16 protein-coding genes are annotated in these 19,261 nt (G+C 68.2%); 9 read left to right on the top strand and 7 right to left on the bottom strand.

Translation table 11 applies throughout. From position 1 onward, the window contains the following. Positions 1–32: 32 nt before the first annotated feature. The gene (locus ACM1PE_RS26315; protein ID WP_419341479.1) at positions 33–803 is read right to left on the bottom strand and encodes a class I SAM-dependent methyltransferase; all 771 of its coding nucleotides are present in this window, start codon (positions 801–803) and stop codon (positions 33–35) included. A 115-nt stretch (positions 804–918) separates the two neighbouring features. Here ACM1PE_RS26315 and ACM1PE_RS26310 point away from each other — a divergent pair, with 115 nt between their 5' ends. After that, positions 919–1,743 (top strand): helix-turn-helix transcriptional regulator, encoded by an 825-nt coding sequence (locus tag ACM1PE_RS26310; RefSeq protein WP_419341478.1) that lies wholly within the window; start codon positions 919–921, stop codon positions 1,741–1,743. A gap of 4 nt (positions 1,744–1,747) precedes the next feature. On the opposite strand, the gene mutY is transcribed toward ACM1PE_RS26310, so the two are convergent. Then, positions 1,748–2,818 carry an A/G-specific adenine glycosylase gene (mutY, locus tag ACM1PE_RS26305; protein WP_419341476.1) on the bottom strand — a complete coding sequence of 357 codons (1,071 nt, stop codon included), beginning with the start codon at positions 2,816–2,818 and terminating at the stop codon, positions 1,748–1,750. 168 nt (positions 2,819–2,986) lie between these two features. Between mutY and ACM1PE_RS26300 the strand changes: the two genes are divergently transcribed. Further along, a complete protein-coding gene (locus tag ACM1PE_RS26300) occupies positions 2,987–6,598 on the top strand; it encodes an indolepyruvate ferredoxin oxidoreductase family protein (RefSeq protein WP_419341475.1) in 3,612 nt (1,203 codons plus the stop codon). 15 nt (positions 6,599–6,613) lie between these two features. On the opposite strand, the gene ACM1PE_RS26295 is transcribed toward ACM1PE_RS26300, so the two are convergent. Then, positions 6,614–7,600, bottom strand: a complete 987-nt coding sequence (locus ACM1PE_RS26295; RefSeq protein WP_419341473.1) for an AraC family transcriptional regulator — start codon at positions 7,598–7,600, stop codon at positions 6,614–6,616. Between the two features lie 280 nt (positions 7,601–7,880). On the opposite strand from ACM1PE_RS26295, the gene ACM1PE_RS26290 reads away from it, so the two are divergent. The 6 genes from ACM1PE_RS26290 to ACM1PE_RS26265 are packed head-to-tail and all read left to right on the top strand — an operon-like array spanning position 7,881 to position 13,640. Then, positions 7,881–9,059: an ABC transporter substrate-binding protein gene (locus ACM1PE_RS26290; protein ID WP_059377565.1), complete on the top strand. Its 1,179-nt coding sequence runs from the start codon at positions 7,881–7,883 to the stop codon at positions 9,057–9,059. A 28-nt stretch (positions 9,060–9,087) separates the two neighbouring features. Further along, positions 9,088–10,332 carry a dienelactone hydrolase family protein gene (locus ACM1PE_RS26285; protein WP_059377568.1) on the top strand — a complete coding sequence of 415 codons (1,245 nt, stop codon included), beginning with the start codon at positions 9,088–9,090 and terminating at the stop codon, positions 10,330–10,332. A 9-nt stretch (positions 10,333–10,341) separates the two neighbouring features. Beyond that, positions 10,342–11,688, top strand: coding sequence for an aromatic ring-hydroxylating dioxygenase subunit alpha (locus tag ACM1PE_RS26280; protein WP_059377569.1), 1,347 nt, complete (start codon positions 10,342–10,344; stop codon positions 11,686–11,688). Then, the gene (locus tag ACM1PE_RS26275; RefSeq protein WP_059377571.1) at positions 11,679–12,212 is read left to right on the top strand and encodes an aromatic-ring-hydroxylating dioxygenase subunit beta; all 534 of its coding nucleotides are present in this window, start codon (positions 11,679–11,681) and stop codon (positions 12,210–12,212) included. The genes ACM1PE_RS26280 and ACM1PE_RS26275 overlap by 10 nt, the downstream gene beginning before the upstream one ends. Then, positions 12,209–12,820, top strand: a complete 612-nt coding sequence (locus ACM1PE_RS26270) for a cysteine hydrolase family protein (protein ID WP_059377573.1) — start codon at positions 12,209–12,211, stop codon at positions 12,818–12,820. The genes ACM1PE_RS26275 and ACM1PE_RS26270 overlap by 4 nt, the downstream gene beginning before the upstream one ends. A 13-nt stretch (positions 12,821–12,833) precedes the next feature. After that, positions 12,834–13,640, top strand: coding sequence for an SDR family oxidoreductase (locus ACM1PE_RS26265; RefSeq protein ID WP_419341470.1), 807 nt, complete (start codon positions 12,834–12,836; stop codon positions 13,638–13,640). An 18-nt stretch (positions 13,641–13,658) separates the two neighbouring features. Here the strand turns inward: ACM1PE_RS26265 and ACM1PE_RS26260 are convergent, their stop codons facing one another. Continuing rightward, a complete protein-coding gene (locus ACM1PE_RS26260) occupies positions 13,659–15,404 on the bottom strand; it encodes a FapA family protein (RefSeq protein ID WP_059377575.1) in 1,746 nt (581 codons plus the stop codon). Positions 15,405–15,669: 265 nt separating this feature from the next. On the opposite strand from ACM1PE_RS26260, the gene ACM1PE_RS26255 reads away from it, so the two are divergent. Further along, entirely contained in the window at positions 15,670–16,422 is a 753-nt protein-coding gene (locus ACM1PE_RS26255; RefSeq protein ID WP_419341467.1) for a lytic transglycosylase domain-containing protein, read from the top strand. Positions 16,423–16,456: 34 nt separating this feature from the next. Here ACM1PE_RS26255 and hemL read toward each other — a convergent pair whose 3' ends face one another. From hemL to ACM1PE_RS26240, 3 genes are read right to left on the bottom strand one after another with little or no spacing between them, the layout of a single operon-like run. Next, positions 16,457–17,734, bottom strand: a complete 1,278-nt coding sequence (gene hemL / locus ACM1PE_RS26250; protein WP_419341466.1) for a glutamate-1-semialdehyde 2,1-aminomutase — start codon at positions 17,732–17,734, stop codon at positions 16,457–16,459. Between the two features lie 5 nt (positions 17,735–17,739). After that, a complete protein-coding gene (gene thiE / locus ACM1PE_RS26245) occupies positions 17,740–18,405 on the bottom strand; it encodes a thiamine phosphate synthase (protein WP_118933642.1) in 666 nt (221 codons plus the stop codon). After that, positions 18,402–19,211: a bifunctional hydroxymethylpyrimidine kinase/phosphomethylpyrimidine kinase gene (locus ACM1PE_RS26240; RefSeq protein ID WP_118933643.1), complete on the bottom strand. Its 810-nt coding sequence runs from the start codon at positions 19,209–19,211 to the stop codon at positions 18,402–18,404. The genes thiE and ACM1PE_RS26240 overlap by 4 nt, the downstream gene beginning before the upstream one ends. Positions 19,212–19,261: the final 50 nt, after the last annotated feature.

Here is a 19,261-nt window from a genome sequence, read left to right as displayed (position 1 = left end):
CTGTCGAGCAGGTCCCGCCGCCGCGCCAGGAATCAGCCCGGCTTCCTCACCACGATGGTCGCCGTGTCGCTGGTGAAGGAAGCGTCGTCCTGCACGTCGAAGTGCGCGCGCACTACGTCCGGCGCGATGCCGAACATATGGCGCAGGGCCGCCACCAGCGTGTCCGGCGTGCGCATGCGCACGACCCAGGACTGGAACTCCAGCGGCAGGCGGCGCGGCGTCAGGCCCTGCAGGGTGAAGCCGGCCTCGGTCAGCATGCGGGTCCACTCGGCGACCGAGTAGTCGCGCACGTGCGAGGTGTCTCGCAGCACTTCGATGGTCTGCAGCCAGGTATCCAGCAGCGGTTCGCCCGGCGACACCACATCGGCGAACACGGCGATGCCGCCCGGCTTCAGCACCCGGAAGGCTTCGCGCAGGCCGCGCCCGGCGTCCTGCCAGTGGTGGGTGGAATAGCGCGACATCACCAGGTCGAACTCGCCGTCGCCGAAGGGCAGGTACTCCGCCTTGCCCTGGCGGGTGGCCAGATTGGCCAGCCCGCGCTTGGCGGCCTCGCCGGCGACCACGTCCAGCATCTGCTGCGACAGGTCGTAGGCGGTGACGTGTTTGACTTGCGGCGCCACGTGAAAGCTCACGTGGCCGCCGCCACAGCCCAGGTCCAGCAGCCGGGCTTCGGGATGCCGCGCGGCGATGTCGGCCATCTGCAGCAGGTCTTCGCCCTGGGCGTGTACGGCGCTGGTCAGATAGGCGGTCGCGCGCGGGCTGAATTGGCGGTCGACGGCGGCGTCATGGGTACTGGCGGTCATGGGAATCCTTGGGTGGCTGGGGCCGGTACGGGGGTGGAAAGCAGGTGGAAGCGGCGGCCCAGGCGCTAAGATAGGCGGCTGTCCATACACGTACAAGTCCATTGCTCATCCTGGTATGACTACTTCCCCCCAGACCGGCGCCGCCGGCCACGAAGGCTCCCCCCTGCGCCGCCAGGCGCTGGGCGAATTCGTGCGCAGCGCCCGCTCCCGCATCACGCCCCAGATGGCCGGCCTGCCCGAAGGCATGCGCCGCCGCACCCCCGGATTGCGGCGCGAGGAAGTGGCCCAGCTTTGCGGCATCAGCGTCACCTGGTACACCTGGATCGAGCAGGGGCGGGAAGTGTCGGTATCGCCTTCGGTCTGGTCGCGCATCGCGGGCGTGCTGCAACTGGCCCGCGCCGAACGCGCCTATCTGTTCGACCTGGCCGACTGCGCCGATCCGCAGCACGGCCGCGACGACGCCGGCGCGCCAGGTCCCTTGCAGGAATGCGTGAACGCGATCAACGCCCCGGCCTACGTGCTGGACCGGGCCTGGAACGTGCTGGCCTACAACGAGCCCCTGCGCGACCTGTTCGACAACTGGCCGGCGCGCGATGCCGAACCGAATCTGCTGCGCTACATCTTCCTGGACCCCGCCGCGCGCGAACTGGTAGTGGATTGGGACCAGCGCGCCCGCCGCGTGGTGGCGGAATTCCGCGCCGACGCCGGCGCGCACCTGGACGAGCCGGCCGTGCTGGCGCTCTTGGACAACCTGAACCGGCAAAGCCCGGTGTTCGCCCACTGGTGGACGCGCCATGCGGTGGTCGAGCGTGAAGGCGGCCTGCGCGAATTCCAGCATCCGGGCCGCGGCAAGCTGGCCTACCAGCAGATCACGTTCCGGCTGGCGACGCATCCGGACCTGAAGCTGGTGATGTTGCTGGGCGGGGGCGCGCAGCCCTGAAAGATCAGCCCTTGAACAGGCTGTCCTGCATCCCGGCGTCGACCAGCCCCTGCAGCAGTTTCTTCACCGGCGCCGGCAGCGCCATCGACGGCAGTTCGTCCGCCGGCACCCAGCGTTCCGGCCTTGCGGACTCGTGCAGCCCTGTCGCGCGCACCGGCACCAGCCAGGGCCGGATGTGCAGGCGGTAGTGCGTGAAGGTGTGGGCGAAGGCCGCCAGCTCGAAGCGCTGTTCGGGCTCCAGGCCCAGCGCGCGGGAAGCGCTGTCGGGGTCTTGCGACACGTCGAATTCGGGCAGGCTCCACAGTCCGCCCCAGATGCCGGGTTCGGGCCGTTGCTGCAGCAGGAAGGCGCCTTGATGCCGCAGGACCAGCATACAGGTCTCGCGTTCGGGGATCGTCTTGCGCGCCTTGGGCGTGGGCAGTTCGGCCTGGCGGCCTTCGCGTTTGGCCACGCAGCTGTCCGCCACGGGGCAGGCCTCGCAGGCAGGCTTGCCGCGCGTGCATAGCGTGGCGCCCAGGTCCATCAGTCCCTGCGTGTAGGCGGCCATGTCCAGGCCGGGCGCGGCTTCGACCTGCGCATCCGCCAGCGCCCACAGCTTCTGTTCGACTTCACGCTTGGTCGGGTCCCCGGCGATGCCGAAGTGCCGCGTGAACACGCGCTTGACGTTGCCGTCCAGGATGGGCGAGCGCTCGCCGTAGGCGAACGCGGCGATGGCGGCGGCGGTGGAGCGGCCGATGCCGGGCAGCGTGGCGATGGCTTGCGCCGTGGGCGGGAAACGTCCGCCCCAGTCGCGCGCGATTTCTTGCGCGCAGCGGTGCAGGTTGCGGGCGCGGGCGTAGTAGCCCAGTCCGGCCCAGTAGGGCATTACGTCTTCCTGCGCGGCCGCCGCCAGCGCGGCCACGTCCGGAAAGCGCTGCAGGAAGCGTTCGTAATAGGGGATGACCGTCGCCACCTGCGTCTGCTGCAGCATGATCTCGGAAAGCCAGATGCGGTAGGGATCCCGGGTGTTTTGCCAGGGGAGATCGTGGCGGCCGTGACGGCGCTGCCAGTCGACGATACGAGGGGCGAAGTCCATGGCGGCAATTATCGCATCGCCCTATTGCCCGGGGTGGGGCTAGCGGTTACAAACAATGGAAACAGAAGCGCGCCAGCGCCCGCAATTCACGTCCCTTGCTCGCCCGCGTGCGCTTCAAGAGGGTGTCGCGCGTCGCCGGCCGGGGATCCTGGATCCCTTGGAGTCGACATGAACGCTCCTGCTTCGCCTGCCTTGCGTGCCGCGCTTGAATCCGTCCAGCTGGACGACAAGTACACCCTGGAATCCGGGCGCGCCTGGATGAGCGGCATCCATGCCCTGGTCCGCCTGCCCATGATGCAACGCGTGCGCGATGCGCGCGCCGGCCTGAATACGGCGGGCTTCGTGTCTGGTTATCGCGGTTCTCCGCTGGGCGGCGTGGACCAGAACATGTGGAAGGCGGCCAAGTACCTGAAGGCCCATCACGTCGAGTTCCAGCCCGGCATCAACGAAGACCTGGCCGCCACCGCGGTGTGGGGCTCGCAGCAGGTCAACCTGTTCCCGGGCGCCAAGTACGACGGCGTGTTCGGCATGTGGTACGGCAAGGGGCCTGGCGTGGACCGCTGCGGCGACGTCTTCAAGCACGCCAACGCCGCCGGCACCTCGCGCCATGGCGGCGTGCTGGTGGTGGCGGGCGACGACCACCCCGCCAAGTCCTCGACCCTGCCGCACCAGAGCGACCACATCCTCAAGGCCTGCATGATCCCTGCGCTGTTTCCGTCCAGCGTGCAGGAAGTGCTGGACTACGGCCTGCATGGCTGGGCGATGAGCCGCTACGCGGGCGTCTGGGTGGGCATGAAGTGCATCACCGATATCGTCGAAGTCTCGGCTTCCGTGGACGTGGATCCCCATCGCGTGGAGATACTGCTGCCGCAGGACTTCCTGCTGCCGGCCGACGGCCTGAACATCAGGCTGCCCGACACGCCGCTGCAGCAGGAGGCCCGCCTGCTGGACTACAAGCTCTATGCCGCGCTGGCCTATGCCCGCGCCAACAAGCTCAACCGCGAACTCTGGCATGTGCCGCAGCGCGATGCGCGCTTCGGCATCATGACCTCGGGCAAGGCATATCTGGACACGCGCCAGGCGCTGTACGACCTGGGGCTGTCCGAGACCGTATGCCAGCGCATCGGCCTGCGGCTGTTCAAGGTCGGCATGGTCTGGCCGCTGGAGTCCACCGGCATGCAGCATTTCGCCGAAGGCCTGGACGAGATCCTGGTGGTCGAGGAAAAGCGCCAGGTGCTGGAGTACCAGCTGAAGGAAGAACTGTTCAGCTGGATCGGCAGCGGCAAGAAGATTCCGCGCGTGGTCGGCAAGTTCGACGACAAGGACGGCGGCGAATGGTCGGTGCCGCAAGGCAACTGGCTGCTGCCGGCGCATTATGAGTTCTCGCCCGCCATGGTCGCGCGCGCCATCGCCGCGCGCTTGTTGCGCTTCGAACTGCCCGAGGACGTGCGCGCCGGCATCGAGGCGCGCCTGGCTTTCATCAGCGGCCGCGAACAGGCGCTGGCGCGCCCGCGCGTGGTCGAAGAGCGCAAGCCCTGGTTCTGTTCGGGCTGTCCGCACAACACCTCGACCCGCCTGCCGGAAGGCTCGCGCGGGATGGCAGGCATAGGCTGCCACTACATGGTCCGCTGGATGGACCGCAGCACCGATGTCTTTACGCAGATGGGCGGCGAGGGCGTGCCCTGGGTGGGCCAGGCCCCGTTCACCGAGGAAAAACACGTGTTCGCCAACCTGGGCGACGGCACCTACTTCCATTCGGGCTTGCTGGCCATACGCGCGGCGGTGGCGGCCAAGGTGCCCATCACCTACAAGATCCTGTTCAACGACGCGGTGGCGATGACGGGCGGGCAACCGGTGGACGGACCCTTGAGCGTGCCCATGATCAGCAGCCAGGTGGCGGCCGAGGGCATCGAGAAAATCATCGTCGTCACCGACGATCCCGACAAGTACAAGCATGTCGAGGGGTTGGCGCCCGGCGTGCCGGTACGGCACCGCGACGAGCTCGACGCGGTCATGCGCGAATTGCGCGAGCATCCCGCGGTATCGGTGCTGATCTATGACCAGACCTGCGCCACCGAGAAGCGGCGCCGCCGCAAGCGCAATGCCTACCCGGACCCGGCCCGCCGCGTGCTCATCAACGAACGCGTGTGCGAAGGCTGCGGCGATTGTTCACAGAAATCGCACTGCCTGTCGGTGGAACCCCTGGACACCGAGTTCGGCCGCAAGCGCACGATCAACCAGTCCAGCTGCAACAAGGATTTCTCCTGTCTGAAGGGCTTTTGCCCCAGCTTCGTGACGGTGGAAGGCGGCAAGCTCAAGAAGCCGGGCGCGCTGGCGCAGGACGGCGCCATCGACGACGACGTGCCGCAGCCGGCAGCGCGCGAACTGCATCAGCCCTACGGCGTCTTCATCGCCGGCGTGGGCGGCACCGGCGTGGTCACCATAGGCCAGCTGCTGGGCATGGCCGCGCACCTGGAAGGCAAGGGCTGTTCGGTGCTGGACATGGCGGGACTGGCGCAGAAGGGCGGCGCGGTGTACTCGCACGTGGTGCTGGCGCAGACGCCGGACCGCCTGCTGAATACGCGGGTCGCCATGGGCGAGGCCGACCTGCTGCTGGCAGGCGACCTGGTGGTGGCCACCAGCGCCGAATCCATGGCGCGGGTGAATCCCGACCGCACCCGCGTGCTGCTCAACAGCGACACCGCGCCGACCGCGTCCTTCGTCAGCAATCCGGACTGGACGCTGCCGGGCGCCAACCTGACCGCCGACCTGGCGTCCGCCTGCGGCAAGGAGCACCTGGCCACTGTCGATGCCGCCGCATTGGCCCTGGGCCTGCTGGGCGATGCGATCTACTCCAATCCGCTGATGATGGGCTACGCCTACCAGAAGGGCTGGATCCCGCTGTCGCAGCAGGCGCTCTTGCGCGCCATCGAACTGAACGGCCAGCAGGTGCCGAACAACCTCGCCGCCTTCGCCTGGGGCCGCCGCGCCGCGCATGACCTGGCGGACGTGAAGCGCCTGATCGCCAACGGCGGCGCGCCGTCGCGGCCGGAGGGCATCATCGAGCTCAAGCGTCCGCGCGCCGACAAGCCTGTGTTGGAACTGAAGAAGCCGACGGGCGAGCTGGAGCGGGTGGTGGCGGTGCGCAAGGCGTTTCTGACCGACTACCAGAACCAGGCTTACGCCCTGCAATACACCGAACTGGTGGACAAGGTGGCGCGCGCCGAGCGCGAGGCCACGGGCACCAACCGGCTGGCGCTGGCGGTGGCGCGCTACTACTTCAAGCTGATGGCCTACAAGGACGAATACGAAGTCGCGCGGCTGTATTCGGACGGCGATTTCCTCAAGCGGGTGCAAGCGCAGTTCGACGGCGACTGGAAGCTGCGTTTCCACCTGGCGCCGCCGCTGTTCGCGCGGCGCGACAAGGACGGCCACCTGATCAAGCGCAGTTATGGCCCGGGGATGTTGCGCATGTTCCGGGTGCTGGCGCGGATGCGCAGATTGCGCGGCACGAGACTGGACCCGTTTGGCTACACGGCCGAGCGCCGCGCCGAACGCGAACTGATCCGCGAGTACCGGGAGACAATCACGGCGATCCTGTCGAAGCTGAATCGCGGGAACCTGGACCGTGCAGTGGCGCTGGCGAGTTTGCCCGAGGACATCCGGGGGTATGGCCACGTGAAGGAGGCCGCGATGGAGAGCGTGGCTGCGCGCAGGGAGGCGTTGCTGAAGGACTTCAGTGCGACGGTGGTTTCCATTGGAGGAGCGCGGGTGGCCTGAGTCATTCCATCCCCGTCACTCCATCACCCGCCGCGTCTCGCGCGGCAGTTCCCCGAAGCGTTCCCGGTAATACTCCGAGAACCTCCCCAGATGTCCGAACCCCACGCCCAGCGCCACTTCCGTGACGCTGGCGCCTGCCTGCGTGCGCAACCGGCTTCTGGCTTCGTCCAGCCGCAGCGCCCGCAGCGCGTTCATGGGCGTGGTGTTGCGGTGTTCCTGGAACAGGCGCGTCAGCGCGCTGGCGCTGGCGCCGGCATGGCGCGCAATGTCCGCCAGGGTCAGCGGGACGGCGAGGTGGTCGCGCATATAGGATTCCGCCGCGCTCAGGCGGCGCGGGACGGCGGGGGCGATGCCGGCATGCGCCTGCCAGCTGTTGGGCTGGTTGTAGAGCAGGTGCAGCACCAGCGTGTCTTCCAGGTGCTCCAGCCAGGCTGCGGGCGGGCGCGGGGCGCCGTCATCCAGGGTGGGCAGCAGGTGGATCAGGCTTTCGACCATGCTGCGCCAGACGGCGCCGACCGGGTTGTCCAGGCGCAGGGCGGGGCTGAAGTCCAGCGGCCGGGTGGCGGCCTCGCCGAAGGCGCGCTGGCCGATGGCTTCGAGCTTGCCGCGGGGGATCTTGAGCAGCAGCTGTTCGCAGCCGGCTTCCCAATGCAGTTTCAGCGGGCGGTTGGGGGCGATGACGGCGGCGCAGTCGGGGTCGGCGTCGACGCGGTCGTTGCCGCATTCGATACAGGCGCGGCCGCTCAGGGGGACCTGGACCAGCATGAAGTCTTGCAGGCGGTCGGGTTCGATGTGGACTTCGGCGCCGTAGCGCAGCGTACAGACTGTCAGCGAACCGAAGCGGCCCCGGTTCAGCTCGGCATCGACGCGGCCGCCTTTCCAGGTGAGACGGTGCTCTTTCAGGGCTTCGGAGACGAGGGTGCGCGTCTCGTCCTGCTGGGTGGAGCTGAAGACGCGCCGCTTGAACAGGGGCGCAAGCGTGAGTCGGGACCAGCCGTGCATGGATGCCTCCGGGACGGGAACGCTCCCGTGTCATTGGCGAGGGTACTTTAAACGTCAAGGACTTGGAATTAAGTGATTCCCGGATAAGGCTGACGGAATCCGGATAGAGCGGCTCCCTGGGGCAGCCTAATCTAGCCGGCAGGCCCTTCGCGTGTTGGTTGGAGGGCGCCGCCGCGGCGCGTAAGCTGGCGGCGTTGTTCGGCAGCATGCGTTAACCGACGGCAGACGGGTTCTGTCAGCTTTCCGCCGGCCAGGCCGGGCGGGAAAAACGGGGTGGCTCATGAATCAAAAGCTATGGAGCCGGCGCGCGCTGGCTGCGCTGGTGTGCATGACGGCGGCGGCGAGCGCCGTGGCGGCGGACAAGGTCAAGGTCGGCTTGCTGACCACGTTGTCCGGGCCGGGCGCGGCGCTGGGCAACGAGATCCGCGATGGCTTCAATCTGGCGCTGCAGCATACCGGCGGCAAGCTGGGCGGACTGCCGGCCGAAGTGGTGGTGGCGGACGACCAGCAGAAGGCGGACACCGGCCGCCAGGCGGTGGAGCGGCTGTTGAAGCGCGACCGCGTGAACGTCATGACGGGCATTGTGTTCTCGAACGTGCTGCTGCCGGTGATGCCGGCCATCCTGCAATCGGGGACCATCTACCTCAGTACCAATACGGGCCCCGAGAACTATGCGGGCGCGGGCTGTAATCCGAATTTCTTCGCGGTGGCTTGGCAGAACGAGGACATCCCGGCCGCGATGGGCAAATACGCCACCGACCAGGGCTACAAGAGCGTGGCGCTGATCGCGCCGGACTATCCGGGCGGGCGCGAATCGCTCAACGGCTTCAAGCGCCTGTACAAGGGCGGCCTGTCCGAAGAGATCTACACCCAGCTCGGGCAGCTGGACTATGGCGTGGAGATCACGCGCCTGCGCGCCAGCAAGCCGGACGCGGTGTTCTTCTTCCTGCCCGGCGGCATGGGCGTGAACTTCATCAAGCAGTTCAACGGCGCCGGCCTGTCCAAGGAGATCGCGCTGCTGGCGCCGGGCTTTTCGGGCGACGAGGACACCATTGCGGCGGTGGGCGCGCCCATCGAGGGCATGCGCAATACCTCGCAGTGGGCATCGGACCTGGACAACCCGGCCAACCGCAAGTTCGTCGAGGATTTCCGGAAGACCTACAACCGCAGCCCCACGCTGTATGCCTCGCAGGGCTATGACGCGGCCATGCTGCTGGATAGCGCGGTGCGCCAGACCGGCGGCAAGCTGGAGGCGGATGCGCTGCGTCCGGCGCTGAGGCGCGCGGATTTCAAGTCGGTGCGCGGCGATTTCAAATTCAACCGCAACCAGTATCCGGTGCAGAACTATTACCTGCGCATCGTCGAGGCGGGGGCGGGGGGCAAGTTGTCCAATAAGCTGTCGGGCACGGTGCTGACCCAGTACCAGGACCCTTTCGCCGCAGCCTGCCAGATGAAGTAGGGCGGACATCCGCAACAAGGAGATACGTATGACCCAGAACATCACGACGCGCGAAGTGACGGTGGCCTCGCATGACGGCAAGTCCTTCGGCGCCTATCTGGCCGTGCCGGCGTCCGGGCACGGCCCGGGCCTGGTGCTGTGCCAGGAGATCTTCGGCGTGAACGACTTCATGCGCCGCGCGGCGCAACTGCTGGCCGAGGAAGGTTATGTGGTGCTGGTGCCGGACCTGTTCTGGCGTCAGCAGCCGGGCATCCAGCTGACCGACGGCCCGGCCGACATGCCGCGCGCCTTCGAGCTCTACCAGAAATTCGACGTGGAGCTGGGCCTGAAGGACATCGCTTCCACCATCGCCGCGCTGCGCGGGCTGTCCGAGCAGCAGGGCGGAGTCGGCGTGCTGGGCTATTGCCTGGGCGGAAAATTGGCCTACCTGGCCGCCTGCCGCACCGACGTGGATGTGGCCATCGGCTACTACGGCGTGGGTATCGAGAACAGCCTGGACGAAGCGTCGCAACTGCGCGGCCGCCTGGTGCTGCACATCGCCGAGCAGGACGGCTTCTGTCCGCCCGAGGCGCGCCAGCGCATCCTGGAGGCGCTGGGCAACAAGCCCGGGGTGCAGATCTACGTCTATCCGGGCATGGACCATGCGTTCGCACGCACGGGCGGCGACCATTACGACAAGCCGTCGGCGCTGATGGCACACCAGCGCAGCATGGCGGCCTTGCAGCGCGCCATCGGGCCGGAATTCGACTATTCGTACCTTTGGGACAAGCATTGCGAGTACGAATTCGGCACGCGCGACGTGGCGGCCACGATGGCCACCATGGTGGCCGAACCCTACGTGAACCACATTCCCACCATGACCGGCGGCGTGGGCCACAAGGAACTGAGCCGCTTCTACCAGCACCACTTCGTCAACAGCAATCCGCCGGACACGCGCCTGGTGCCGCTGTCGCGCACGGTGGGCGCCACGCAGATCGTGGACGAGCTGCTGTTCTGCTTCACGCACACCACCGAGATCGACTGGCTGTTGCCGGGCGTGAAGCCCACCGGCAAGTATGTGGAGATTCCGCTGATCGCCATCGTCAAGTTCCGCGGCGACAAGCTTTATCACGAGCACATCTATTGGGACCAGGCCAGCGTGCTGGTGCAGGTGGGCCTGCTGGACCCCAAGGGCCTGCCCGTGGCCGGCCGCGAGACCGCCGCCAAGCTGCTGGACGAGACCTTGCCGTCGAACACGTTGATGGCGCGCTGGAAAGAAAGCGAGAACAAGTAGGAGCCGGACATGTCATACACCGAAGAGCAATTGGCCGCGATGGTGCGCGGCGACAGCGTGCACCGCGGCGTCTACACCGACCCCGCCATCTTCGACCTGGAGATGCAGCGGATCTATGGCCGCGCCTGGATCTACGTGGGGCATGAAAGCCAGGTGCCCAAGACGGGCGATTACCACACCACGCGCCTGGGCGACCAGGACGTGTTGATGGTGCGCGCCACCGACGGCCGCGTGCACGTGCTGTACAACCGCTGCCCGCACAAGGGCGCCAAGGTGGTGGCCGACGGCGAGGGCTGTGTCGGCAAGTTCTTCCGCTGCCCCTACCACGCCTGGACCTTCAAGCTGGACGGCAGCCATCTGGGCGTGCCGTTGAAGCAGGGGCTGGAGGGTACGGCCTACGATCCCGCCGATCCGTCCTTCTCGATGCGCCGGGTGGCGCGCGTGGAAAGCTATCGCGGCTTCGTGTTCGCCAGCCAGGCCAAGGACGGCCCGGCGCTGGAAGACTTCCTGGGCGGCGTGCGCTCGTCGATCGACAACCTCTGCGACCGTTCGCCGGTGGGCGAGGTGGAAGTGGCCGGCGGCATCTTCCGCGTCATGCAGCGTTCGAACTGGAAGGTGTTCTACGAGAACCTGCACGACACCATGCATGCCCGCGTCACGCATGAATCGTCATATGCCGCGGCCCGCGACGAGGCCAAGGAAATGGGCGAGATGCCGCTGGAGCTGCACATCATGGACGGCAACGGCGAACCCTACGAATTCTGGGAAAAGCTGGAGCTGCGCGCCTATCCCAACGGCCACGGCTACATGGAAGGCATCTTCAATCCGGGCGCGGCCGAGCGCGACCCGGTGTCGCGCGCGCATTTCGAAACCCTGACCGCCGCCTACGGCGAGACGCGCGCGCGCGAGATCCTGGGCATGAACCGCCACAACACGGTGATCTACGGCAGCGGCTCGCCCCACACGGTGTTCCAGCAGTTCCGCGTGATCCGCCCCATCGCCGTGGACCGCACCATGATCGAGATCCAGACCTTCCGCTGCAAGGGCGCGCCGGACGGGGTGTTCAAGCGCGCCATGCTGTACGCCAACGTCATCAACTCGCCTTCGTCCAACGTCATGCCGGACGACATCGAACTCTACAACCGCTGCCAGGAAGGCAATGCCACACGCGGCGGCGAATGGGTCAGCATGCACCGCTACCACGGCAGCGACCGCAGCGATAGCGAAGGCCTGGTGTCGGTCAACGGCACCAGCGAACTGCCCATGCGCAACCAGTTCGACGCCTGGAAGACCTATATGGAAGCCGGCCCCGCTGCCACGGAAGCCGCCGCCACCGGAGACCGCTCATGCTGCTAGACCTTGATTTCGACGTGAGCACGGAAGGCCTGTCGCCGGCCGAGGTGCCGGCCGACGCCTACCACCGCATCGCGCAGTTCCTGTATCGCGAGGCTCGTCTGCTGGACGAGCGCCGCTACGACGACTGGCAGGCGCTGTGGACCGCCGACGGCATGTACTGGATGCCGCGCGTGCCGGGCCAGCAAAGTCCGTATGACCACATCTCGCTGTTCTGGGAAGACCGCATGCTGCGCGACGTGCGCATCCGCCGGCTGGAGCATCCGCGCAACTGGTCGCAGCAGCCGCCCACGCGCAGCGCGCGGCTGGTGGGCGCGGTGGAGATCGAGGGCGTGGACGCGGGCGGCAACCTGGTGGTGCATTCCACCTTCCAGATGACCGAATGGCGCAAGCGCCAGCCGCGCCAGCTGGCGGGCCGCTATACCCACAAGCTGGCCGCCGAGGGCGATAGCTGGCGTATCCGCATGAAGCGGGTGGATCTGGTCAATTGCGACGACGTGCACGACGTGTTCGAGGTGTTCGTGTGACCACGACCGATGCCGCGGTGCTGGCGCTGCACTTCCAGAACGACGTGCTGCACCCCGAGGGCAAGATCCGTGTAGGCCTGGATGCGGACAGCGGGGCGCGCCAGCGCCTGCTGGACAATGCGGCGGCCCTGCTGGCGGGCGCGCGGGCGCATGACCTGCCCATCGTGCACGTGCGCATCGCGTTCCGGCCGGACTACGCCGACCTGATGGCCAATTGCCCCATCTTCCGCAACGTGGCCGCCATCGGCGCGGTGCCGGAGGGGCAATGGGGCAGCGCCTTCTACGAGGGGCTGCAGCCGCTGGCGGGCAGCGCGCGCGAGTTCGTGGTCAAGCACACCCGCATCAGCGCCTTCTACGGCACGCCGCTGGAAGAGACGCTGCGGCTCTTGGGCGCGCGCCGGCTGGTGGTGGCGGGCGTCGCCACGCATTCGGTGGTGGAGGGCACGGTGCGCCATGCGGCCGACATCGGTTTCGAAGTCATGGTGGCGCAGGACGCCTGCGCGTCCGCCGACCCGGCGGTGCATGACGCGTCGCTGGCCAGCATGCGCCTGATTGCGCAAACCGGGCCGGTGGCGGAAGCTGTGCGCTGGGCCGCCGCGCCTCATTGATCAAGGATTCATCATGGACTTCACAGGCTTTCCAGGGCTGGCCGGCAAGACCGCCATCGTCACCGGCAGCACCCAGGGATTGGGCGCGGACATCGCGCGCGGCCTGGCCGCGGCCGGCGTCAACGTGGTGCTGGTCGGGCGCAATGCCGAGGCCGGCCGCAAGCTCGAAAACGAGCTGGACGGCCGCGCGCTGTACTGCGAAACCGACATCGGGCAGGACGACCAGATACAGCGCTGCATCGACGCCGCCGTGGCGCGCTTCGGGCGGCTGGATATCGTGGTCAACAACGCCTGCCAGTACGCGGACCGGGGCCTGGCCTCGTCGCGCGCGGAATGGCACAGCACGCTGGACACCAACCTGGTGTCGGCGGCCATCTTCACGCAAATGGCTGCGCCGCTGCTGCCGCGCGGCGGCGTGGTGGTGAACATGGGCAGCACGGGCGGCAAGTTCGGCGCGGCAGGGCGCGCGCTTTATCCGGCGTCCAAGGCGGCGCTGCTGCAGATCACCAAGAACTTCGCGGTGGAACTGGCGCCGGCTGGCGTACGCGTGCTGGCGGTGTCGCCCGCCTGGACCTGGTCGCCGTCGGTGGAACAGTTGTCGGGCGGTTCGCGTCCGGCGGCGGACGCGGTGGGAGCGCATTTCCATCCGCTGGGGCGGGTCGGCTCGGGCGAGGAGATCGCCGCGGCCGTGTGCTTCGCTTGCTCCGACGCGGCTTCGTGGATGACGGGGGTGGACATACCCGTGGACGGCGGCTTTTCCATCCTGGGGCCGGACCGCGGCATTTCGCCGCGCGCCTGGTTCAAGGAACTGGCGCCCTGAAGGCGCCAGCGGGCGGCGTCAGCGGATGACGATCTGCCCTTCTTCGACGGCGGCCTTGCCGCCGATCTGATCTTCCAGGAATTCCTGCACCTTGTTGCCCACCTGAATCGTCGCGCCGCCGCAGAAGCGGCGCGCGGCCTGGATGGTGGCGCTGGCCAGGGGCTGCAGGTCCAGCACCAGCTGGGCTTCCTCCGCGTCCAGCGCCAGCAGGTCCTGGCTGAGCTTGACGTGGGTGTTGCGGGCGCGGTCGGCGACGTCGCCCGGGGCGCGCTGAGGATTGGCCTTCAGGAACATCAGCAGTTGTTCCAGCTTGGATTTTTCCTCGTGCATCTTCTGGCGCTTGCGCGCCAATGCCGAGCGCTTGATGTCGGCGTGCGGATCCAGGCCGGCCTGCACCAGCGTCGGGATACCCGAGGGCGAGCCGATGGTGCCGGCGCGCACCGCCTGCATGGCGCGGGTCTGGCCGCCGGTGATGGCGCTTTGCTGAGTGTTGGGCGGGCCGACGTTGACGCTGCCGCCGGCCGCGATGCTGCTCTGGCGGACTTCGCGCTCCACGTCTACGTCCTTGCCTGCACTGATGACCGCGTTCTCGATGAACTTGGCGCGCAGCGCGCCGCCACAGACGACGCGCGCGGTGCGTGCGGCGGCGGTGGCGTCTTGCAGGGCTTCGGCCAGGCCGATGACGCCGCCCTTGACCGTCACGTTGCCGCCGGCCTCGACCAGCGCGGCTTCCATGGTGCCGTTGACCATTACGTCGCCCGTCACGTGGACTTCCATGGTGGCGGCGATGTCGCCGCGCACCAGCAGCGAGCCTTCGAAATGGATATTGCCGGTACTCAGGTTGACGGCGTCGACCTCGACCAGGGGATTGACCTGCACGCCGTGGCTGACCAGGGTGGGCGTGCCGGCGATGGTGGCGCGCAGCAGCAGCGGATCTTCCGGGTCGACGGCGGCGCCGGACAGGTCGCTGGCGAACGGCGTGTCAGGCAGCTCGTCGGGCAGGATTGGTTCGCCCAGCACGGTGCTGCCGTCGACGCCGGGCAGGGGCGGCGTGCGCCGCATCAGCGGCATGCCGGGCGTGACGAGCAACAGGCTGCCCAGGTCGCGGTAGTCCACCTGGGCCAGTTCGTCGATGTCCTGGCCGCGGGGCTTGAGGCGGTCCAGCAGGCTTTCGAAGCGCGTCGGGGTGCCGCGGGTGGGCGGCGTGCCGCGGGCGATCTGCGTGGTTTCGCGGCGGCCTTGCGTGACGGTGTCGATCAGCTCCTGTTCGAGGATGCCGTGGACGATGCCGCGCTCGGCCAGCACCTGGCGCACGGCTTCCAGCGTGACGGGCTTGCCCCCCTTGGGCGGAAGCAGGGTCAGCAGGGCGGACATGCGCTCGGCGTCCAGTTCCAGTTCCAGCGAACCGTCGACGACCTGGCCAACCGGGGCCCGCACGGGTTCGTTGGCGTGGCGGCACAGGTCGATGAAGGTCAGGACGGCCTGGCTGTCCAGCGCTTCGGCGCCCCAGCCTTGAGCGACGGCCACCGTCGCCAGCGTGTCCCAGCTGGGCAGGTCGGCATTGGCTTGGGGGCGTGGTTCGTCGTCGTCCGCGACCGCGACGCTGGCCTCGGCCTCGAGGGCGGCCGCCCCGTCCGTCTCGGCCGGCGAGGCGGACGCCAGGGCGGAATCCGCTGCATCGGGACGTGCGGGCGGCGTGTAGACCGCCGTCAGGACGTTGGTCGTGGCGTCCAGCGTCAGCTGGAGCGTGTTTTCTGCGTCCATCTTGCCTCTCCAGCCTGGTGTTTCTGTTAGGTGAAATTATTTAGTAATTATAGGAAATATTAAGTCATATTCTAGCGTAAGTGCCATGGGCTACTGGAAAGTAGGCAGGGAAAATTCCACCGCATGCCCTAGTTCTGCCCCTGTTTGCTCCTGGGACGGCGACCGTTCGGCCAGGACTAGGGCGTCGGTACTAGCGACAAATGGGCGTTGCGGCAGCAGCATAGGAGCTCGATTACACGTCTTCGGACGCCGCCGGAGCCCACCCATGCACCGCCATCCCCGTTCTGTCCTGCCGGCCCTGCGCGCCCTCGCGGCGCGCGCCGCGGGCATGGCGGCGCTGGCAGCCCTGGCGGCCGGCATTCTGGCGCTGGCGCCCGCCGGCTCCGCCCAGGCGGCCGACATCTACCGCTACAAGGATCCCTACGGCGTGTGGCGTTCCATGAAGGTGCCCACGGGCTACGCCAAGTATTACAAGCGGGCGCAGGCCAGGACTGCCTGGCGCGGCAGCGGCATGAAGGTCTGCCTGGAATGCGAGTCCAAGTCCGGCGATGGCGCACGCCTGGTGACGCTGGCCTCCGCGTCGCGCGCGCAGCGCTGGGGAGACCTGAAGGTACCGCAGGCGCATGACGGGCTGATTGCCCGGGCAGCCCGGGAGTCGGGCGTGGATCAGGCCTTGCTGACTGCCGTGATCGCGATCGAATCGGGCTTTCGCAGCGACGCCCGCTCCCCCAAGGGGGCGCTGGGCTTGATGCAGCTGATGCCCGCCACCGCGGCGCCGTTGTTGTCGGTGACGGACGTGGAGACGGCGCTGGTGGATCCTGCGACCAATGTGAACGCGGGGTCGCGCCATCTGCGCCGGCTGATCGACCAGTATCCCGGCCGCCTGGATCTGGCGCTGGCGGCCTATAACGCGGGGGAAGGAGCGGTGCGCAAATACGACGCCGTGCCGCCCTATGCGGAAACCCAGGCGTACGTGCGGGATGTGACCGCCTTGTACGAGCACTACAAGGCGCCTTGAAGGGGAGCGGCCGCAGGCCGGCTCCCCGGCGTCGTTACATGGACGCGAAGACCTTTTCGGCGATGTCCAGGGTGGACTTGATCACCGCATCATCGTGCGTGGCCGAGACGAAGCCCGCTTCGAAGGCGGACGGCGCGAAATGCACGCCGTGGTCCAGCATGGCGTGGAAAAAGCGATTGAACGCCGCGGTGTCGCAGGCCGAGACTTCAGCGAACGAGGTCGGGACCTTATCGCTGAAGTAGATGCCGAACATGCCGCCCACCGAGTCGGCCGAGAAGGCCAGGCCGGCGGCGCGGGCGCGTTCCTGCAGGCCCTGGGCCAGCTTGGCGGTCTGGGCTGCGAGCTTGTCGTAGAAGCCCGGAGCGGCGATCAGGCGCATCGTGGCCAGGCCCGCGGCCACGGCCACCGGGTTGCCCGACAGCGTGCCGGCCTGGTAGACGCCGCCCAGCGGGGCGATGTTCTTCATGATCTCGGCGCTGCTGCCGAAGGCGCCCACCGGCATGCCGCCGCCGATCACCTTGGCCAGCGTGGTGATGTCGGGCTTGACGCCGGTAAGCCCCTGCACGCCTTGCGGGCCGACGCGGAAGCCGGTCATGACTTCGTCGAAGATCAGCAGCGCGCCGTGCTGCGTGCAGACTTCGCGCAGGCCTTCCAGGAAGCCCGGGGCCGGCTTGATCAGGTTCATGTTGCCGGCGACCGGCTCGACGATGATGCAGGCGATGTCGGCGCCATGCTGGGCGAAAGCCTCGCGCACGGCGTCCAGGTTGTTGTATTCCAGGGTCAGCGTGTGCGAGACGAATTCCGGCGGCACGCCGGCCGAGCTGGGGCTGCCGAAGGTCAGCAGGCCGGAGCCGGCCTTGACCAGCAGGCTGTCCGAATGGCCGTGGTAGCAGCCTTCGAATTTCACGATCTTGGCGCGGCCGGTGGCGCCGCGGGCCAGGCGGATGGCCGTCATGGTCGCTTCCGTGCCCGAGCTGACCAGGCGCACCTGCTCCAGCGAAGGCAGGCGCGAGATCAGCACTTCGGCCAGCTCGATTTCCGCTTCGGTGGGGGCGCCGAAGGACAGGCCGTTGACCGCGGCTTCCTGCACCGCGCGCACTACTTCAGGATGCGAGTGGCCGAGGATGGCGGGGCCCCAGGAACCGACGTAGTCGATGTACTGCTTGTCTTCCGCGTCCCACACATACGGGCCTTGCGCGCGCTTGATGAAGCGCGGCGTGCCGCCCACGGAGCGGAAGGCGCGCACGGGCGAGTTGACGCCGCCGGGGATGCTGCGGCAGGCGCGTTCGAAAAGCTGGGCGTTACTGGACATGGCGTTCAAGGCTTGCGGTTGGGGTTGTCGGAGTACGGCGCGGAGCATGCGGCCGCGGCGGCGCGGATGCTGGGCGCCTCGAATAGCGCGGTGATGACGGCGATGGAGTCGGCCCCGGCCTGCGCCACCAGCGGCGCGTTGTCGGGCGTGATGCCGCCGATGGCGACGACCGCGGGCCGGGGCGCATCGCAGTTGTCCGTCAGGCGGCGCGCTTCGGTCAGGACCGAAAGCGGCGCGCGCACGGTATCGGGTTTGACGGTGGAGGCAAACATGGCGCCGAAGGCGATGTAGTCGGCGCCCGCGGCCAGCAGTTCCCGCGCGCGGCCCAGGTCGTCGTAGCTGGAGCCGCCCAGGATCAGGTCGGGGCCGGCCTCGGCGCGGATGCGCGCCAGGCTTTCGTCCTCGCGGCCGACGTGCGCGCCGTCGGCGCCCACTTCCAGCGCCAGGCGCCAGTCGTCATTGATCAGGAAGACCACGCCCAGTTCGCGGCACAGCGGCGCCAGCGCGCGGGCCTGGGCGGCGCGCACGGCGTCGGGCACGTTCTTGCGGCGCAGCTGCAGCGAGCGCATGCCGCCCGCGGCGGCCTGGCGCACCGCCAGCAGCAGGCGCTCGGTATCGTCCCATTCGGGGGTGACGCCATAGAGGCCAGTGGGGAAGCGCAGCGCTTTCATTGGGAGGGAATCCGGTTGGGAATGCGCCGGCCCATGCCCGGCAGGAAGCTGGCGGCGACTGCCGCGTCGGCGTGCGCCAGTCCCTGGCGCACGGCTTCCGGCATTTCCAGGCCGCGAGCCAGCATGGCCGCAATGGCAGCGGCGGCCACGCCGCCGGCGTCGCCGTTGCGGTCCGGGGGCGCATGCCATGGCAGGATGGAGGTCTGGCCGTTGGGTCCCAGCAGCATGTTGGCGTAGTGGCCGGGCCGCTGCGGGCTGCCGAGGACCAGGACCCATTCCGCGCCCGCCGCCAGCAGGGCATGCATGGGCGTCGGTGCGTCCCCGATATCAATGTCACCGTCGGCGTGCCACTGCGCCAGGCGCAGGTGCTCGATGATCAGCAGGTCCGTCTGCGGCAGCACCAGCTCCAGGGTGGCGGCCAGCAGGTCGTCGGCATCGTCCTCGTCGGCGGCGTCGGCCGGCGGCTGGGCGCGCTGGCCCAGATGCAGGACCAGCGGCACCTGGCTGTAATCGGCGGCGATCTGCGCCGCGACGCTGGCGGTTTCCGCGGTGTATAGTCCGCCCACCTTGATGGCCTGCACGGACATGTCTTCGAGCAGGCAGCGCGCCTGGTCGTCCAGCAGGTCAGGCGTGACGGGATGGATTTCTTCGATGCCGGCGGTATCCCGCACGGTCAGCGCGGTCACGGCCGCCAGACCATGGCAACCCAGGCTGGCGCAAGTGACGGCGTCTGCCGGCAAGCCGTCGGAGCCCGAGGGATCGAGCGGACCGAAGACCAAAACGAGAGGGGGAGTAACGGGGGCCACTTGGACAGCGTTAGAGTGGAGGGGCGCCCGGACTCATTTGCGGTGAATCA

The organism is Achromobacter sp. PD1 (genome assembly GCF_048541815.1).
Lineage (GTDB): Bacteria > Pseudomonadota > Gammaproteobacteria > Burkholderiales > Burkholderiaceae_B > Achromobacter > Achromobacter bronchisepticus_A.
The sequence above is the reverse complement of the archived record's forward strand: the minus strand, read 5'-3'. Positions and strand labels throughout refer to the sequence as shown.